The sequence below is a fragment of the Streptomyces sp. NPDC039736 genome (assembly GCF_055596485.1).
In genome coordinates this window covers 459,460-475,182 of the sequence record NZ_JBVIUQ010000002.1, presented here as the reverse complement: position 1 = coordinate 475,182, position 15,723 = coordinate 459,460, and the positions used below count along the sequence as shown (strand labels likewise).

Sequence of the window (15,723 nt, the reverse complement as noted above, 5' to 3'; positions counted from 1 at the left end):
AGGTTCGGTTACTTGCCGAGCCACTTACACCACTTGCATCCGGGGGGATGTCCATGTCCGCGACAGGTCTGCGGCGCGCCGTGCGCGAGAGCGTCTCGGGGCTCCCCCGGGAGTTCTGGTGGCTCTGGACGAGCACGCTGGTGAACCGGATGGGGGCGTTCGTCGCCACGTTCATGGCGCTGTACCTGACGCTGGACCGGGGGTACTCGGCCACCTACGCCGGACTGGTCGCCGCCCTGCACGGGCTCGGCGGGGTGGTGTCGTCGCTGGTGGCCGGGGTCATGGCGGACCGGCTCGGGCGGCGGCCCACCATGCTGGTCGCGCAGGTGTCGACGGCGCTGTCGGTGGCGCTGCTCGGGTTCATGGAGCATCCGGTCGCCATCGCCGGGGTCGCGTTCCTGGTCGGCATGGCGTCCAACGCCTCGCGGCCGGCCGTGCAGGCGATGATGGCCGACATCGTGAAGCCGGCGGACCGGGTGCGGGCCTTCTCGCTCAACTACTGGGCGATCAACCTGGGGTTCGCGATCTCCTCGACGGGCGCCGGGTTCCTCGCCGAGTACAGCTACCGGGCCGGTTTCCTCATCGAGGCCGCCATGACGCTGGTGTGCGCGGTCGTCGTCTTCGTGAAGCTGCCGGAGTCGCGGCCCGAGCGCACGGTCCAGCAGAAGGCGGACGAGGCGGGCGTCGGGCTCGGAACCGTACTGCGCGACGGGCGCTTCATGAGCGTGGTGGGGCTGTCGTTCCTGGTGGCGCTGATCTTCCAGCAGGGGTACGTGGCACTGCCGGTGGCGATGGGGACGGACGGGTTCTCCAGTTCGGACTTCGGGACGGCGATCGCGGTCAACGGCGTGCTCATCGTGGCGCTCCAGATCCCGGTCACGCGCTTCATCGAGCACCGGGACCCGCGGCGGCTGCTGGTCGTGTCGTCCCTGCTCGCGGGGTACGGATTCGGGCTGACCGCCTTCGCGGGGTCGCTCGGGGTGTACGTCCTTACCGTCTGCGTGTGGACCCTGGCCGAGATCGTCAACTCGCCCATCCAGACCGGGCTCGTGGTGCGGCTCTCGCCGGTGCACGGGCGGGGGCGCTACCAGGGGATGTACACGATGTCCTGGGCGGTGGCGGCGCTGGCGGCCCCGCTGCTGGGCGGTTACGTCATCGACCGGTTCGGCAGCGCGTGGCTGTGGGGCGCGTGCGCGGTGATCGGCATGGTGGCGGCCGCCGGGTACTGGCTGCTGATGCGGGGGCTGCCGGCGGACGCGGAGCCCGAGGTGGAGCAGGTCTCCGTGCCGGAGGGCGGCGCGGCGGCGAAGGCGGGGGAGGTCGCGCCGGCCGCGTAGGTCCTCGTATCGGGTGGCAGCACGCGAGGAGTCGCCCGGGGAAGTGCCCGTGGAGAAGACCCGTCCGGGACGCCCCGGGCCGTCCGGCCGGGGTTCGTCACACGGGCCGGCCGGCTCGTACGGCGGCCAGGGCAGAGCGAGGGCGGTGTCAGGTGCGCGGCCGGGTCAGGTGGGCGAAGGCGTCCAGGTTGCGGGTGGACTCGCCGCGCGAGACGCGCCACGCGTACTCCTTGCGGATGGCGGACGCGAAGCCCAGCTCCAGGAGGGTGTTGAAGGGGCCGTCGGCGGCCTCCAGGACCGAGCCGAGGAGGCGGTCGATCTCGTCGGGGGTGACGGCCGCGAGGGGGAGCTTCCCGGCGAGGTAGACGTCGCCGAGGGAGTCGACGGCGTAACTCACGCCGTACAGGCGGAGGTTGCGCTCCAGGAGCCAGCGGTGGACGGCCTCGTGGTTCTCGTCGGGGTGGCGGATCACGAAGGCGTTCAGCGAGAGGGAGTGCCGACCGACGATGAGGGAGACCGTGGTGGAGAGCTTGCGGGTGCCGGGGAGGGTGACGACGTAGGAGCCGGGTGCGGGGTTCTCCCACTCCAGGCCGGCGTCCTTCAGGACCGCTTCGAGGACGTCCCGCGCCGCTTTCTCCGCCTGCTCAGCTTTGTCAGCCATGGTGCGAGCGTACGTGACGGCGGTGTTCGTGCACCGCCGCGGTGTAGACGTCCGCGGTGGCCGCCGCGGCGGTGTCCCAGCCGAAGGCCTGCGCGTGCCGGGCGGCGGCGGCGCCCATGGTGTCGACCAGCTCGGGGTGGTCGATGAACCGGCGCAGCGCCCGGGCGTACCCGGCCGGGTCGTGGCCCGCTATGAGGAAGCCGGTCTTCTCGTCGCGCACGGCCACCGGCAGGCCGCCGACGGACGCCGCGACGACCGGGGTGCCGGTGGCCTCGGCCTCGATGGCGACCAGGCCGAAGGACTCGCTGTAGGACGGCATGACGAGGGCGGAGGCGGCGCGGAACCAGTCGGCGAGGCGGTCCTGGCCGACCGGCGGGCGGAAGCGGACGACGTCGGCGATGCCCAGGCGCGCGGCGAGCTTCTGGAGCTTCTCGGGCTTGGCCAGGCCGCTGCCGCTGGGGCCGCCGACCACCGGGACGACCAGCTTGGTGCGCAGGCTCGGGTCCTCGGCGAGGAGGACGGCCACGGCCCGGAGCAGGACGTCGGGGGCCTTCAGGGGCTGGATGCGGCCCGCGAAGAGGGGTATGAAGGCGTCCTGCGGCAGGCCCAGGCGGGCACGGGCGGCGGCCCGGCCGTCGCCGGGGCGGAACCGGTCGAGGTTGACGCCCGGGTGGACGACGGCGACCCGGGCGGGGTCGGCCTCGTAGAAGCGGACCAGTTCGTCGGCCTCCTCGGCGGTGTTCGCGATGAGGCGGTCGGCGGCGCGGACGATCTGGGTCTCGCCGATGACACGTGCGGCGGGCTCGGGGGTGTCGCCCTCGGCGAGGGAGGCGTTCTTGACCTTGGCCATGGTGTGCATGGCGTGGACCAGGGGCACGCCCCAGCGCTCGGCGGCGAGCCAGCCGACGTGGCCGGAGAGCCAGTAGTGGGAGTGGACCAGGTCGTAGTAGCCGGGGCGCTGGCCCGCCCAGGCCCGCATGACGCCGTGGGTGAAGGCGCAGAGCTGGGCGGGCAGCTCCTCCTTGGCCAGGCCCTCGTACGGTCCGGCGTCGACGTGGCGGACCAGGACGCCGGGGGCGAGCTCCACGCGGGGCGGCAGGCCGCCGGTGGTGGCGCGGGTGAAGATCTCGACCTCGATGTTGATCGCGGCCAGGCGCTTGGCGAGCTCGACGATGTAGACGTTCATGCCGCCCGCGTCGCCGGTGCCGGGCTGGTGCAGGGGTGAGGTGTGCACGCTGAGCATGGCGATGCGGCGCGGCTTGCGGGGTGTGCCGGGCAGCCGCAGGCGCGGCGGGGTGGCCGCGGCCAGTGTGCCGGTGAGTCGGGAGACGTACTGGCTCACGTCGACGGTCCTCTCGGCTGACTGCGCGGGCATGCCGAAGGGGGGCGGTGCCGCCCTTCCGAAGGTCGAGAACAGCGGAACGTTCTGTTCCATTTCCACTTTGCCAAATCATTGCCGTACGGGTCGGCGCGTTCCGCGCGCTTTAGGATTTCGTCCATGGCCTCCCGCACCGCTTCCTCGCGCCCCGTCGGCGCCGTCACCCGCGGGACCACCAACCCGAACCGGCTGCGGCGCATGGACCGCTGGATCGCCGCCGTGCACGGGCAGGCCCTGCGGCGCACGGACGGGGCGGTGGCCGTCGACCTCGGGTACGGGGCCGCGCCCTGGACGGCGGTGGAGCTGCTGGGGCGGCTGCGGACGGCCGCGCCGCGGGTGGAAGTGACCGGTGTCGAGATCGAGCCCGCGCGGGTGGCGGCGGCGAGGCCGTACGAGCGGGACGGGCTGACCTTCCGGCACGGGGGCTTCGAGGTGCCGCTCGACGGCGGGCGGCGGCCGATGCTGATCCGGGCGGCCAACGTCCTTCGGCAGTACGACGAGGAGCAGGTGGCCGCCGTCTGGGCGCGGCTGCGCGGCCGGCTCGCCCCGGGCGGGCTGCTGGTCGAGGGGACCTGTGACGAGATCGGGCGGCGGCACGTGTGGGTGGCGCTGGGGGCGGAGGGGCCGCGGACGGTGACGTTCGCGGCGCGGCTGGCGTCGCTGGAGCGGCCGTCGGACCTGGCGGAACGGCTGCCGAAGGCGCTGATCCACCGGAACGTGCCGGGCGAGCCGGTGCACGCATTCCTGCGGGACTTCGACCGGGCCTGGGCGGCGGCGGCGCCGTTCGCTTCGCTGGGGGCGCGGCAGCGGTGGGTGCGGGCGGTACGGGACCTGGCCGCCGACTGGCCGGTGACCGGCCCCCACTCCCCCACCGGGCACGCCCCGGCGGACGGGGAGCGGCGCTGGCGGCAGGGGGAGGTCACGGTGCGGTGGGAGGCGCTGGCGCCGATGGGGTGGGGGTAGGGGGGCGGGGTGCGCCGGGGCGCCGCGGCGGCCCGGAACGCCACGTACCGATGGACGCGGAACACCACGCACCAGCGGCCCGGAACGCCACGTACCGGTGAATAACGCGGGACTTTTCGCCGCGGGGAGCTTTTCGGGGAACGGGATTTCGATCTCGTTCGTCGGACGGGATGTGCAGGGAAGGGCCGGAAGGTTCTCGGGGGTTGTGAGGGGACGCTGTTGCGGCCTCTGTCGCTTTCGCGGCGGGCGTGGCAGCATCTCGGCAGAGTCGCCAGGTTACTGACGGTAAATCAGATGTCGTGCCGGTCGCAGGGACCGGGCACGGAACTCGTTCCGGGGGGAGCTCGTGTACCGACGCCGCAGCAGCAGCCGTGCCGCGGACAGCAGGGCCGGCGGTCTTCGTGTCACGACCGCCCTCGCGCTGGCCTGCGCGCTGAGTGTGCTGGTACTGCCGGGCCAGGCGATGGCCGTGCCCGAGCCGCCGCCCGCCCCCGGTGGGGACGCGAGTCTCGAACAGGTACGGAGAGAGATCGACGAGCTCTACCGCAAGGCCGCGGTCGCCACCGACGCCTACAACCTCGCCGAGGACCAGGCGCAGGGGCAGTCCGGCGAGATCGTGAAGCTGGCACGGACGATCGTGGCCGGCGAGCGGAAGATCAACGAGCTGAAGGACCGGCTCGGCGCGCAGGCCCGCGCCCAGTACCGTACGGGCGGGGTGCCGCAGAGCGCGCAGCTGATGCTGAGCGGGAGCCCGGACCTCTTCCTGCGCGGCGCGGGCCGCATGCAGCAGGGGCAGTCGGCGGTCAAGAACATGCTGGACGAGCTGCACCGCACGCAGGAGGACCTGCGCACCTACTCCAAGGACGCCAGTACCCAGTGGACCAGGCTGGAGGCGAACCGCAAGAACAAGGAGAAGGCACGCAAGGAGATCAAGAAGCAGATCGACGCCGCCGAGAAGATCGAGTCCCGGCTGGCCGGCAAGGACCGCGACCGGCTGCTGGAGCTGGAGCGCGACGCCCAGCAGCGCGCGCAGTCCGCCTGGGTGGGTTCCGGGGCCCTGGGGGGAGGCGGCGGCGCGGCGACGCAGCAGGGCAAGCAGGCCGTGGACTACGCGATGGCCCAGCTCGGCGACCCGTACGTGTGGGGCGCGGAGGGCCCGTACGCCTTCGACTGCTCGGGGCTCACCCAGCAGGCGTGGCGAGCGGCGGGGCGCGGGATACCGCGGACCTCGCAGGAGCAGTGGCGGCTGCTGCCGAGGGTGCCGGTGTCGCAGATGCGGCCCGGGGACCTCATCGTCTACTTCTCCGACGCGAGCCACATCGCGATGTACCTGGGCAACGGCTCGATGGTCCACGCCCCGCGCCCGGGGCGGAACGTGACGGTGGCGGGCGCCGGCTCGATGCCGATCCTGGGGGTCGTACGGCCCGGCTGAGGCGGGGACCCGCTCCTCGCCGGGGCGGGCGCTCCCACCCCTGGGAGCGCGTGATCTTTGTCATGGGAACGGGTTCGCGGCGACCGCCCTCGGGCCCCCGCCGGAACCCGGTCATGCCGGGCCGCAAGCGGTGAAAACTCCCGGCATATGACCCGGGCGGATTCGTGAACGGCATTCCGCTCGTCCGCCGGGTACCGCTAAGGTCCCCGTTTGGCGGGGCGTCGCCCGGCGTCCCACCGCCCTCGGGGGGAGGGAAGGAACCGAACCGATGCCCGTACCCATACCGCGGCAGAGAGCAGTGCCCGCCGTGGAGAGCGACGGACGGGGCGGCTCTTCGCAACCCGCCGAGCACTCCACGCCCCAGCAGCCGGCCGACCTGACGCTGCTGGTCGTCGAGAACGACCCCGCCGACGCCGTCGCCGTCCCCGACCTGCTCGACCGGGACACCGCGAACGGCGGCCGGGTCCGGGTGCGCACCGCCCGCAACCTCACCGAGGCCGCCCGTCTGCTCACCGACGACGTGCACTGCATCCTGCTCGATCTGGCGCTGCCCGGCTGCGGCCAGTGCCCCGAGTGCGCCGAGCCCGGCCACGCGCTGGGCGCGCTGCACGACGTCCTGCGGATGGCCCCGCACCACGCGGTGCTCGCGCTCACCCCGTCCGACCGCCCGGAGCACGCCGCCGACGCGGTACGGGCCGGGGCGCAGGACTACCTGTTCCGCGACGAGCTCGACGGGCGGCTGCTGAGCCGGGCCATCCGGTACGCGGTGGAGCGCAAGCGCGCCGACACCGCCTCGTACAAACTGGCCGAGTCCCGGCTGCACGCGCAGGAGAACGCCCGCCTGGAGCGCGGACTGCTGCCCACGCCGCTCCTCGAAGGCTCGGACCTGAAGTTCGCCGCCCGCTACCGCCCCGGCCGCTCCCGGGCGCTGCTCGGCGGCGACTTCTACGACACCGTGCGCACCCCGGACGGCACGGTCCACGCGATGATCGGCGACGTCTGCGGCCACGGCCCCGACGAGGCGGCACTCGGCGTCGAACTGCGCATCGCCTGGCGGGCGTTGACCTTCGCGGGCCTGTGCGGGGACGAGCTGCTCTCCACCCTCCAGCGGGTCCTGGAGCACGAGCGCGAGAGCGAGGAGATCTTCGCGACCCTCTGCACGGTCGACATCGCCCCCGACGGCCGCCGCGCCGGTCTGTGCCTGGCCGGGCATCCCGCGCCGCTGATCGCCCGGCAGGGGCAGCTCGCGCAGCTCATGCCGTTCGACGGCGGCGGCCCGGCGCTCGGCCTGCTGCCGCACGCCCGCTGGCCGCGCAGCCAGGTGCAACTGGGCGGGGCCTGGAGCCTGTTGATGTACACGGACGGCTTGATCGAGGGCAAGATCGCGGGCCCGGACGGCTCGGGCCGCCCCGGGCGGCTCGGCCAGGACGGCATGGTCGCGATGATCAACCGGCAGTTGGCGGACGGCCTGCGCGGGGACGAGCTGCTCGAAGCCGCCATGACGCGCGTCCGCGAGCTGAACGGCGGCGAACTCACCGACGACGTCGCCCTGTTGCTCCTGGACCGGGACCGCGGCGAGACGGGCGGCAGGGTTCAGCGGCCGCCGTTGTAGGGCCCGTACGGTCCGTCGCTGCTGCTGCCGCCGCTGCGCCGGCCGCCGCCGGAGACCTGGCGGAGTGCGGGACGCACGTCCACCAGGAAGACGATCGACGCGACCAGGCCGGCGATCTGGAGGAACAGCATCGGCACCAGCAGGTTCACCACCGCGGTGATGCCGAGGATGATCAGCCAGAAGTTCTTGGACTGCTTGTCCGCGGCCCGGTAGGCGTCCGCCCGCGCGGTCGCCGCCATGACGAGCGCGACCACCGCCGTGATGAGGAAGACCCAGCCGACCACGAACATCAACGTGGCATCGAATCCCGTACGCAACATTTCGAGCACCGCCTCATCGGTTTGACCGCCTGGTGAACGCCCCGCGTGACCGCTTCGCGCGACCGGCTTGCGCGATGGCCCCGCGCGGACGCGCCACACGAACGGGCCGCGCGAACGCACTGCGCGAGCGCATTGCGCGAACGCCCTGCGTGATGGCCCTGCCCAAGGTACCGAAACGACGGGCCGGACGCCCTCGCGGCGACGCGGCCCGTCGTGTCCGGTCCGTGAACCGGGCTGTTACTTCTCCTCGGTCGCCCCGGCGAGCCCACCGGCCGGGCCCGCCTTCTTGGCAGCGGCCTTGCGGGGCGCCGGGGTCTTCTTGCCCTGGGCGTCCTCGGCCGTGGCCCCGCCGACGACGCCGGCCTCGGCCTCCACGACCGGCTCGGCCTTCACGACCGGCTCGGGCTCCACGACCGGCTTCGGCTCCGGGTCCGGCTCGACCGCGACGGCGATCTCGTTGATCTCCTCGGCGGCCTCGCCGCGCCACTGCTTCACGGCCTGCTCGCCGTGCTCGGCGACCCTCTCGTACGTCTCACGCGCCTTGACCGCGTACTCGGCGGCCACGCCCACGCTGCGCAGGGCGAGGTCCTGGGCGGTCTCGCCCAGCTTCTTCAGGTCGGTGTCGAAGGAGCCGACGACCTCGGAGAACTTGGCCTGAAGGGTGGCCTGCGCGCCCTTGGCCTGCGACGTCACCTTCTCCTGGACGACCTTCGGGTCGGTCTGGCGCACCTTCTCGAAGCGCTCCGGCGCCTCGTCGGCGAGCTTCTTGGCCTGCCGCGCGGCGAGGTCGGCGGTGCCGGCGAAGAAGTAGAGGGGGGTGGGGTCGGTGAGGGTCTTTCGCAGGTCATCGCTGATGGCCATAACTGGGGTCCTCCCGGATCGCATTCAGTGTGAGGGTGTCGCTTCACTGCCGGAACCGCGGTCGCCGGGGGCGTCCTCGTTCGCACTCTCCGCCGCGTTCTCCTTGCGGAAGGACTCGTAGATCTGGAGCAGCACCTGCTTCTGCCGCTCGTTGATCAGCGGGTCGGCCAGGATGACGGCGGGCGTCTCCAGCTCGTCCCGGTCCTTCTCGTCGAGGATTCCGGCCTGCACGTACAACGTCTCGGCGGAGATCCGCAGCGCCTTCGCGAGCTGCTGGAGGATGTCCGCGCTGGGCTTGCGCAGGCCACGTTCGATCTGGCTGAGGTACGGGTTGGACACCCCGGCCGCATCGGCGAGCTGCCGCAACGAGAGCTGCGCGTTGCGGCGCTGCTCCCGCAGGTACTCCCCGAGGTTGCCGACGTTCAGTGAAGCCATGCCTCGATGGTGCACCCCTGCGCTAACTTTTGCAAGCATCCGCTTGCAAAAGTGGTCCACGCCACGGAGCCCGCCGCGGCCCGGGCCATCGCCGGATCGCACCGCCGCCCTCCGCCGCAAGCGCCCCCGCCGAGTACCGGCCGCAGATCACTGAGCACGATCATCGAGGTCGCCGTCAGACAGGCCGAAGGGCTCCTGGGGCAAGGGCGGGCGGGCCGACACGGACCCCGGGCTCTCGGGTCACGGCCGGGCCGGACGCAAGGCGTCGGCCATGACGGTGGTCACCATCTTGCGGACGGTGTCGGGCTGCGGTGGGGCGCTCGTCCGGTCGGCGAACAGCAGGTGGCCGGCTCCGACCAGGGTGGGGGCCAGGGTGTCGATGTCGGCGGCAGCGGCCAGACGGCCCGACTCGCGCTCGGCGGTGAGGTACGCGGCGATCATGGCCGTGCCCTGCACGACCAGGGGGATGCCGGTCAGGCCGGCCTCGCGCAGCCGGGCGCGGAGGCCGTCGCGGAAGGTGATGAGCGCGACGATCGCCACCGTGACCGGCCCGAACAGGTCCTCCAGCGCGTCGACGAGGTTGTCCACCACGCTCCCGGTGCCGGTGGCCGCGCGCAGCGTCGTGGTCCGGTCCTCGATGCCGCGGACGCGGGTGAGGACCAGTTCCGCCAGGAAGGCGTCGAAGTCGGTGAAGTGCCGGTGCAGCACGCCCTTGGCGCAGTTCGCCTCTTCCGTGACCGCCCGGCTGGTCAACGCGTCGGGCCCGTCCCGAAGCAGGACCCGCTCGGCGGCCTCGAACAACTGGCCGCGCACGTTGTGGATGTGCACCCCTGACGGCATGGTCTCCCTTTTTCCGTGCTGCCCGCTTCCGTGAGTGGGCAACCGCCCATTAGGGTGGGCGCATGCCCATTTTAGCGCGGGGACAGTCGGACGGGTCCGGCCCCGAGCCCCACCGCCACCGGCGGACGGCCGAGTCGTTCGGAGTGGACGCCGAACGCTACGACCGCGCCCGACCGCCGTATCCCCAGGCCCTGGTGGACAGGATCGTCATGGCGAGTCCCGGTCGGCGCGTGCTCGACGTCGGGGCCGGGACCGGCATCGAGGCCCGGCAGTTCCAGGACGCCGGGTGCACCGTGCTCGGTGTCGAGCCCGACGAGCGGATGGCCGCCTTCGCGCGACGCAGCGGTGTCGAGGTCGAGGTCGCCAGGTTTGAGGACTGGCCGCCGGCCGGGCGGCAGTTCGACACGGTCGTCGCCGGCACCGCCTGGCACTGGGTGGACCCCGTCGTCGGCGCGGCCAAGGCGGCACAGGTGCTCCGCCCCGGCGGCCGGCTCGCCCCCTTCCACCACGTCCCGCAGCTTCCGGCCGAGATGATCGACGCCCTCGCCGGAGCACTCCGACGGGTCGCCCCCGGCTCCCCGTTCAACCCCGGCCTGCTGCGGGACTCGGCCGTGGAGGCCTACCAGCCGCTGTTCGCGAGGATCGCCGACGGCATCCGGCAGTCCGGCAGGTTCAGCGAGCCGGAACAGTGGCACTTCACCTGGCAGCGCACCTACTCCCGGGCGGAGTGGCTCGACCAGCTCCCCACCTTCGGCGGCCTCACCCAACTCCCCGCGGACCGACTGGCGGAGGTCCTGCACAGTGCCGGGTCCGCAATCGACGGGCTCGGCGGCCACGTCACCGTGCCCTACACCTCGGTCGTGATCACCTCGACCCGCTCCCCTGCCGCCTGAACCACCGCCGCAGATGCCGGGCCTCGCCGGGTGCGGGCGGGCGGGTCCGGCACCGGCGCCTCGGACAGAGGCGGTTGCCTGCGGGAAAGTAGGACATCGGTCCGCCGATCTGTCCCACTTTCCGGCCCCCTTGCCCATCCCGCTCATCCGCAGGCAGCGCAGGGCAGGGTGAAATCGTTCGACGGGACGTGCCGGAAGCGCCATGATCCGGCGGTGACGACATCGCAGCAGCACCTGGTCCTGGCCGCGGCCCGCAACAACGCCGCATGGTGTGCGGCGATGAGCCGCTCGCACGGCCTGGCGGGCGAGTTCGGAGACCGTGCCTGGTCCGCCCCCGCCCGTACGCCGCTCTACTACCCCGACGCGGTGACGCTGGCCCCGCACGTCGTGCCGGAAGCGCTTGTCTCCCGTATCGACACGGCAGCGCCCGGCGCGTCCGTCAAGGACAGCTTCGCCGATCTCGACCTGGCGGGGAGCGGTTTCGGGGTGCTCTTCGAGGCGCAGTGGATCCATCGCCCCGCCGGGGCGGCCGTCCCCGCGCCGGAGTTGTCCTGGCAGGTGGCGGACAGCCCGGAGGAGCTGCTCGCCTGGGCGCTGGCCTGGGACGGAGGGGCGGGCAACGCGGACCTGTTCCGGGCCGAGTTGCTCGACGACCCGGACACCTTCGTGGTCGCCGTACGGGACGCCGGGGGCGGTGTGGCCGCCGGGGCGGTGGTCAGCCGCAGCGACCGGGTGGCCGGAGTCTCCAATGTCTTCGGCAGTCCGGCGGCGGCCTGGCCCGCCGTGCTGCACGCGGTGGGCTCGCTCCTCCCCGCCCTGCCGGTGGTCGGTTACGAGCAGGGCGAGGACCTCGCCGCCGCCCTCCGCCACGGCTTCGAACCGATCGGCCCGCTGCGGGTGTGGCTGCACGACCTGTAGTACGGGGCCGGCACGGGAGCGGGCGGCCGTTGTCGGTGCCCCGTGCCATGCTGGAACACGTGGATCTGGAGGATGTGGCGCGGCTGCGGCGAGCGCGGGACACGATGGACCGTTTCTACGCGCAGCCCCTGGACGTGCCCGCCCTGGCGAAGGCCGCGCTGATGTCGCCGGGGCACTTCTCGCGCAGTTTCCGCGCCGCGTACGGGGAGACTCCGTACAGCTACCTCATGACCCGCCGGATCGAGCGTGCGAAGGCGTTGCTGCGCCGTGGGGACCTGAGCGTGACGGAGGTCTGCTTCGAGGTGGGGTGCACGTCGCTCGGGTCCTTCAGCTCGCGGTTCACGGAGCTGGTCGGAGAGTCGCCGAGCGCGTACCGGGCCAGGTCGCACGGGGCGCGGGGGTTCGTCCCCGCGTGTGTGGAGAAGGTGGTCACGCGGCCGGGCGGGCGGCGCGGGAAAGCGGTCAGTTCTGGAGAAGCGCCGGGCGGGGCGTCGCCGTAACGTCGACGCCATGGACATCAGCCTCTCCCAGTGCTTCATCGCCGTCGACGACCACGACAAGGCGCTCACCTTCTACCGCGACGCCCTCGGCCTCGCCGTGCGCAACGACGTCGGTTACGAGGACATGCGGTGGGTGACGCTGGGCTCTGCCGACGAGCCCGGCGGCGTCGAGATCGTGCTCGAACCCCCGCTGGCCGACCCGAACGCCCCGGCCGCCGACCGCAGGGCCATGGCCGAACTGCTCGCCAAGGGTTTCCTGCGCGGGGTGATCTTCTCGACCCCGGACTGCGACGCCACCTTCGAGAAGCTGCGGCGGGCGGGCGGCGAGGTCGTGCAGGAGCCCGTCGACCAGCCGTACGGCGTCCGCGACTGCGCGTTCCGCGACCCGGCGGGCAACATGATCCGCTTCACGCAGGCCAAGTAGCCCGCCCCCGCCGGAAACGCCCCGGCCCGGTTCCCGGCGGCCTCACTCGGACGCTTCGAGGGCCGCGCGCCAGACCGGGCTGTCGACGTAGTGGTTGTCGTAGAGCTCGGAGGAGTTCTTGATCTCGTCCGGGCTCGCCTCGCCGCGCACGACGCGGTTGAGCAGGCGCAGGTAGTCGAAGCGCGGCATGCCGGGCGTGAAGACGAAGAGGACGTCGGCGGTGGAGCCCGGTGCGGCGGCGAAGGCGTGCGGGGTGCGCGGCGGGACGATGAGGAAGTCGCCCTGGTGCAGGGTCTCGACGGTCTCGTCGAGGAGGACCCGGAGCGAGCCGCCGACTACGAAGAACATCTCCGAGGCGCGGGTGTGGAAGTGGGCGGGGGCCCCGACCGCGCCGGCGGCGAAGGTGGACCGGTAGGAAGTGACCGGGCTGCCGTCCGTGCCGCAGTCGGCGAGGAGGGTCATCACGCTGCTCGGGTCGCTGGTGGTCTCGGCGGTGGCGGCGCGGGTGAGGAGGGGGCGGGGGGCTTCGGTGCGGGTCTGCGTGGTGTTCATGAGGACAACCCTAGGCAGCCGAAAGACCCCGTACCGGGTTCATTTCAGGGGCAGTTCGGGGGGTCAATCCTGGCGGGTCCGTGCGCCTCGCTCATGCCTCGGCCCTCGGGCGCACCGCCTCCAGGTACTCCGCGATCGCGTCCCGGTTGCGTTGCAGGCACTCCACTCTCGCCTGCATCCGCGCGAGTTCCGTCTCCAGCGTGCTCAGCATTTCCGGGGTCGCGTCCGGGAAGTGGATGGTGCGGGGTTTGTCGAGGCACGGGAGGATCTGGCGGATGATGCGGGTGGGCAGGCCGGCGTCCAGCAGGCCGCGGATCTGGGCGACCCGGTCCACGAAGCGTTCGTCGTACGAGCGGTAGCCGTTGGCCGTGCGCTCGGCCGCGATCAGGCCCTGTTCCTCGTAGTAACGGAGCATCCTGCGGGGGGTGTTGGTGCGCTCCGAGAGTTCGCCGATACGCATGCCGCCGGCCATGTGACCCACCTCACAGATCGTCGCGTTGACCTTCACACCAATGTAAGGGTTCGAGCATACGGGCATGACAACCGCACACGCCACAAAGCCAGTTGGGGCCACGCCGGAACCCACCACGGAACCCGCCGCACGGCTTCCCCTCGCCGCCCTGCTCGCCCTCGCCACCGCCGTCTTCGTCACCAGCCTCACCGAGACCCTGCCCGCCGGCCTGCTGCCCGCGATGAGCGCCGACCTCGGCGTCAGCGAATCCGCCGCCGGACAGACGGTCACGGTCTACGCCCTCGGCACCGCCCTCACCGCCATCCCGCTGTCCGCCGCCACCGCCGGCTGGCGGCGCAAGCGGCTGCTGCTGACCTCGATGGCCGGGTTCGCCGCCGCCAACACGGTCACCGCGCTCTCCACCGACCACACCCTCACGATGGCCGCCCGCTTCCTCGCCGGAGTGGCGGCGGGCCTCGCCTGGGCCCTGCTCGCCGGGTACGCCCGTCGACTGGCCCCCGCCCACCTCCAGGGCAAGGCGATCGCCGTCGCGATGGCGGGCATCCCGGTGGCCCTCTCGCTGGGCGTCCCCGCCGGCACCTTCCTCGGCGAGGCGCTGAGCTGGCAGGTGGCGTTCCTGGCGATGACGGGGCTGACCGTCGCCCTGCTGGGGTGGATCGCGGCGATCGTGCCGGACCAGCCGGGCCGGGCCCGCACGCCGCGCGTCACGGCCGAGGGGACCGGGACGCCGGGCGTCTTCCGCGTACCCGGCGTCATGCCCGCCCTCCGGGCGCCCGGCGTGACGCCCGTCCTCCTGGTCACCCTCGTCTTCGTCCTCGCGCACACCGTCCTCTACACCTTCGTCGCCGCCTTCCTCGCCGAACTGGGCATGGGCGACTCCGTCGACCTGGTCCTGCTCGTCTTCGGCGCGGCGTCACTGGTCGGCATCTGGGCGGTCGGCACGCAGATCAACCGCCGCCTGCGCAGCCTGATGATCGCGGGCATCCTGCTCGTCGCCCTCGCCGCCGCCCTCCTCGCGCTCCTGGCCGACAGCGCCGCCGTGGTGTACGTCGCGGTGACGCTGTGGGGCCTGGGGTGGGGCGGTGCGCCGACCCTCCTCCAGACCGCCGCGGGCGATGCGGCCGGCGAGCACGCCGATGCCGCGCAGGCCGTGCTGGTCACCCTCTGGAACGCCGCGATGGCGGCCGGCGGAGTCGTAGGCGGAATCCTGCTGGGGCTGCTCGGACCGGCCTCCTTCCCGTGGAGCGTGCTGGTCCTGCTGGCGCCCGTCCTGGTCATCGTGCTGGTCGCCCGGAGGCACGGCTTCCCCAAGAGCCGTACGGAAAGCGCAGGTTGAGCCGCACTTTCGGCCGGGCGAACGGACGGCGAACCGGCCCCGCGCGTCCTGCCCCGCACCCATGCCGACGTCGAGCGCCTCCCCCGGAGCGCTCGGCGCCGCCGCGCGTTCCACTCGGAACCGGAACTGACCGGAACATGACGACGGTTGACCGATTCGGGCACATCCGGCAATTGGCCGAAAAGCCCATCTAGTCACCAGAACGGTCCCTCTGCTGAGCTGTAGGCGGTCACGTCATCGCCCGCACCGGCGGGCAGGACCACACCGAAAGGCAGGGACCGGATGAACCCGATGAAGCGCGTCGGCACGGCGGTGGCGGCGGGCACACTGCTGGCGGCCTCACTGCTCGGCATGACCAGCGGCACGGCCACCGCCCAGGGGCCGGCGGCCGGAAGCGGCCTCGGCGAAGTGCGGGCGACCGTCGCCTCGGTGATGGGCGCGGACGTCGCCGCCCAGGGCCGCCAGGTCGACGCGAAGACCATCGACTACGGCGGCTTCACCGCCACCAGGGCCGACAAGGACGCCAAGGGCGTCAACGTCAAACTGACCTGCCGTTACGGCTACCTCTGCATGGAGGTCCGCGGCACCGTCTTCAACTACTACAAGTGCCAGACCTGGACCGTCTCCAACTGGTACGGCACCGGCCCGTGGATCAACAACCAGACCTCCGGCACGGTCGCCCGCTTCTACGGCAAGTCCGGCAACCAGCTCTGGACCTCCACCGCCTACAGCAGCGGTACGGCCGACTGGGCGCCGGTCTACTCGCTGCGCCCCTGCTGACCGACCCCG

The 15,723-nt window shown here is 72.5% G+C and carries 18 protein-coding genes; 10 read left to right on the top strand and 8 right to left on the bottom strand.

Going from position 1 to position 15,723, the window contains the following annotated elements:
• Positions 1-53: 53 nt before the first annotated feature.
• Entirely contained in the window at positions 54-1,337 is a 1,284-nt protein-coding gene (locus ACZ56L_RS07150) for an MDR family MFS transporter (RefSeq protein WP_345221411.1), read from the top strand.
• Between the two features lie 148 nt (positions 1,338-1,485).
• Here ACZ56L_RS07150 and ACZ56L_RS07145 read toward each other — a convergent pair whose 3' ends face one another.
• Both ACZ56L_RS07145 and mshA read right to left on the bottom strand, forming a co-directional pair.
• Positions 1,486-1,998: a type III secretion system chaperone family protein gene (locus tag ACZ56L_RS07145; RefSeq protein WP_345221409.1), complete on the bottom strand. Its 513-nt coding sequence runs from the start codon at positions 1,996-1,998 to the stop codon at positions 1,486-1,488.
• Entirely contained in the window at positions 1,991-3,340 is a 1,350-nt protein-coding gene (gene mshA / locus ACZ56L_RS07140) for a D-inositol-3-phosphate glycosyltransferase (RefSeq protein ID WP_401754718.1), read from the bottom strand. The genes ACZ56L_RS07145 and mshA overlap by 8 nt, the downstream gene beginning before the upstream one ends.
• A gap of 156 nt (positions 3,341-3,496) precedes the next feature.
• Between mshA and ACZ56L_RS07135 the strand changes: the two genes are divergently transcribed.
• From ACZ56L_RS07135 to ACZ56L_RS07125, 3 genes are all read left to right on the top strand, one after another.
• The gene (locus tag ACZ56L_RS07135; protein WP_471062342.1) at positions 3,497-4,339 is read left to right on the top strand and encodes a class I SAM-dependent methyltransferase; all 843 of its coding nucleotides are present in this window, start codon (positions 3,497-3,499) and stop codon (positions 4,337-4,339) included.
• Between the two features lie 463 nt (positions 4,340-4,802).
• Positions 4,803-5,771, top strand: coding sequence for a C40 family peptidase (locus ACZ56L_RS07130; RefSeq protein WP_468686947.1), 969 nt, complete (start codon positions 4,803-4,805; stop codon positions 5,769-5,771).
• Between the two features lie 268 nt (positions 5,772-6,039).
• Complete coding sequence (locus ACZ56L_RS07125) at positions 6,040-7,383, top strand: PP2C family protein-serine/threonine phosphatase (RefSeq protein WP_471062340.1); 1,344 nt, start codon at positions 6,040-6,042, stop codon at positions 7,381-7,383.
• Here the strand turns inward: ACZ56L_RS07125 and ACZ56L_RS07120 are convergent.
• The 4 genes from ACZ56L_RS07120 to ACZ56L_RS07105 form a co-directional block, all read right to left on the bottom strand.
• On the bottom strand, positions 7,365-7,703 hold the full coding sequence (locus ACZ56L_RS07120; protein WP_345221399.1) for a DUF2516 family protein: 339 nt from the start codon (positions 7,701-7,703) through the stop codon (positions 7,365-7,367). The two genes, ACZ56L_RS07125 and ACZ56L_RS07120, sit on opposite strands and share 19 nt — an antisense overlap.
• A gap of 237 nt (positions 7,704-7,940) precedes the next feature.
• Positions 7,941-8,564, bottom strand: coding sequence for a hypothetical protein (locus ACZ56L_RS07115; RefSeq protein ID WP_471062338.1), 624 nt, complete (start codon positions 8,562-8,564; stop codon positions 7,941-7,943).
• A 24-nt stretch (positions 8,565-8,588) separates the two neighbouring features.
• Complete coding sequence (locus tag ACZ56L_RS07110) at positions 8,589-8,999, bottom strand: helix-turn-helix domain-containing protein (RefSeq protein WP_345221395.1); 411 nt, start codon at positions 8,997-8,999, stop codon at positions 8,589-8,591.
• Between the two features lie 240 nt (positions 9,000-9,239).
• Positions 9,240-9,839, bottom strand: coding sequence for a TetR/AcrR family transcriptional regulator (locus ACZ56L_RS07105; RefSeq protein ID WP_468686526.1), 600 nt, complete (start codon positions 9,837-9,839; stop codon positions 9,240-9,242).
• A gap of 62 nt (positions 9,840-9,901) precedes the next feature.
• Here ACZ56L_RS07105 and ACZ56L_RS07100 point away from each other — a divergent pair, with 62 nt between their 5' ends.
• From ACZ56L_RS07100 to ACZ56L_RS07085, 4 genes are all read left to right on the top strand, one after another.
• On the top strand, positions 9,902-10,732 hold the full coding sequence (locus ACZ56L_RS07100) for a class I SAM-dependent methyltransferase (protein ID WP_471062336.1): 831 nt from the start codon (positions 9,902-9,904) through the stop codon (positions 10,730-10,732).
• A gap of 213 nt (positions 10,733-10,945) precedes the next feature.
• The gene (locus tag ACZ56L_RS07095; protein ID WP_471062334.1) at positions 10,946-11,650 is read left to right on the top strand and encodes a hypothetical protein; all 705 of its coding nucleotides are present in this window, start codon (positions 10,946-10,948) and stop codon (positions 11,648-11,650) included.
• Positions 11,651-11,709: 59 nt separating this feature from the next.
• A complete protein-coding gene (locus tag ACZ56L_RS07090; protein ID WP_345221386.1) occupies positions 11,710-12,150 on the top strand; it encodes a helix-turn-helix transcriptional regulator in 441 nt (146 codons plus the stop codon).
• A 10-nt stretch (positions 12,151-12,160) separates the two neighbouring features.
• Entirely contained in the window at positions 12,161-12,574 is a 414-nt protein-coding gene (locus tag ACZ56L_RS07085; protein ID WP_401754763.1) for a VOC family protein, read from the top strand.
• Positions 12,575-12,616: 42 nt separating this feature from the next.
• Here ACZ56L_RS07085 and ACZ56L_RS07080 read toward each other — a convergent pair whose 3' ends face one another.
• Positions 12,617-13,126, bottom strand: a complete 510-nt coding sequence (locus ACZ56L_RS07080; RefSeq protein ID WP_471062331.1) for a cupin domain-containing protein — start codon at positions 13,124-13,126, stop codon at positions 12,617-12,619.
• Positions 13,127-13,217: 91 nt separating this feature from the next.
• A complete protein-coding gene (locus tag ACZ56L_RS07075; protein WP_345226355.1) occupies positions 13,218-13,586 on the bottom strand; it encodes a MerR family transcriptional regulator in 369 nt (122 codons plus the stop codon).
• 76 nt (positions 13,587-13,662) lie between these two features.
• Between ACZ56L_RS07075 and ACZ56L_RS07070 the strand changes: the two genes are divergently transcribed.
• Both ACZ56L_RS07070 and ACZ56L_RS07065 read left to right on the top strand, forming a co-directional pair.
• Positions 13,663-14,934 (top strand): MFS transporter, encoded by a 1,272-nt coding sequence (locus tag ACZ56L_RS07070; RefSeq protein ID WP_468686516.1) that lies wholly within the window; start codon positions 13,663-13,665, stop codon positions 14,932-14,934.
• Between the two features lie 282 nt (positions 14,935-15,216).
• Positions 15,217-15,714 (top strand): hypothetical protein, encoded by a 498-nt coding sequence (locus tag ACZ56L_RS07065; protein ID WP_471062329.1) that lies wholly within the window; start codon positions 15,217-15,219, stop codon positions 15,712-15,714.
• The last annotated feature ends 9 nt before the right edge of the window (positions 15,715-15,723 follow it).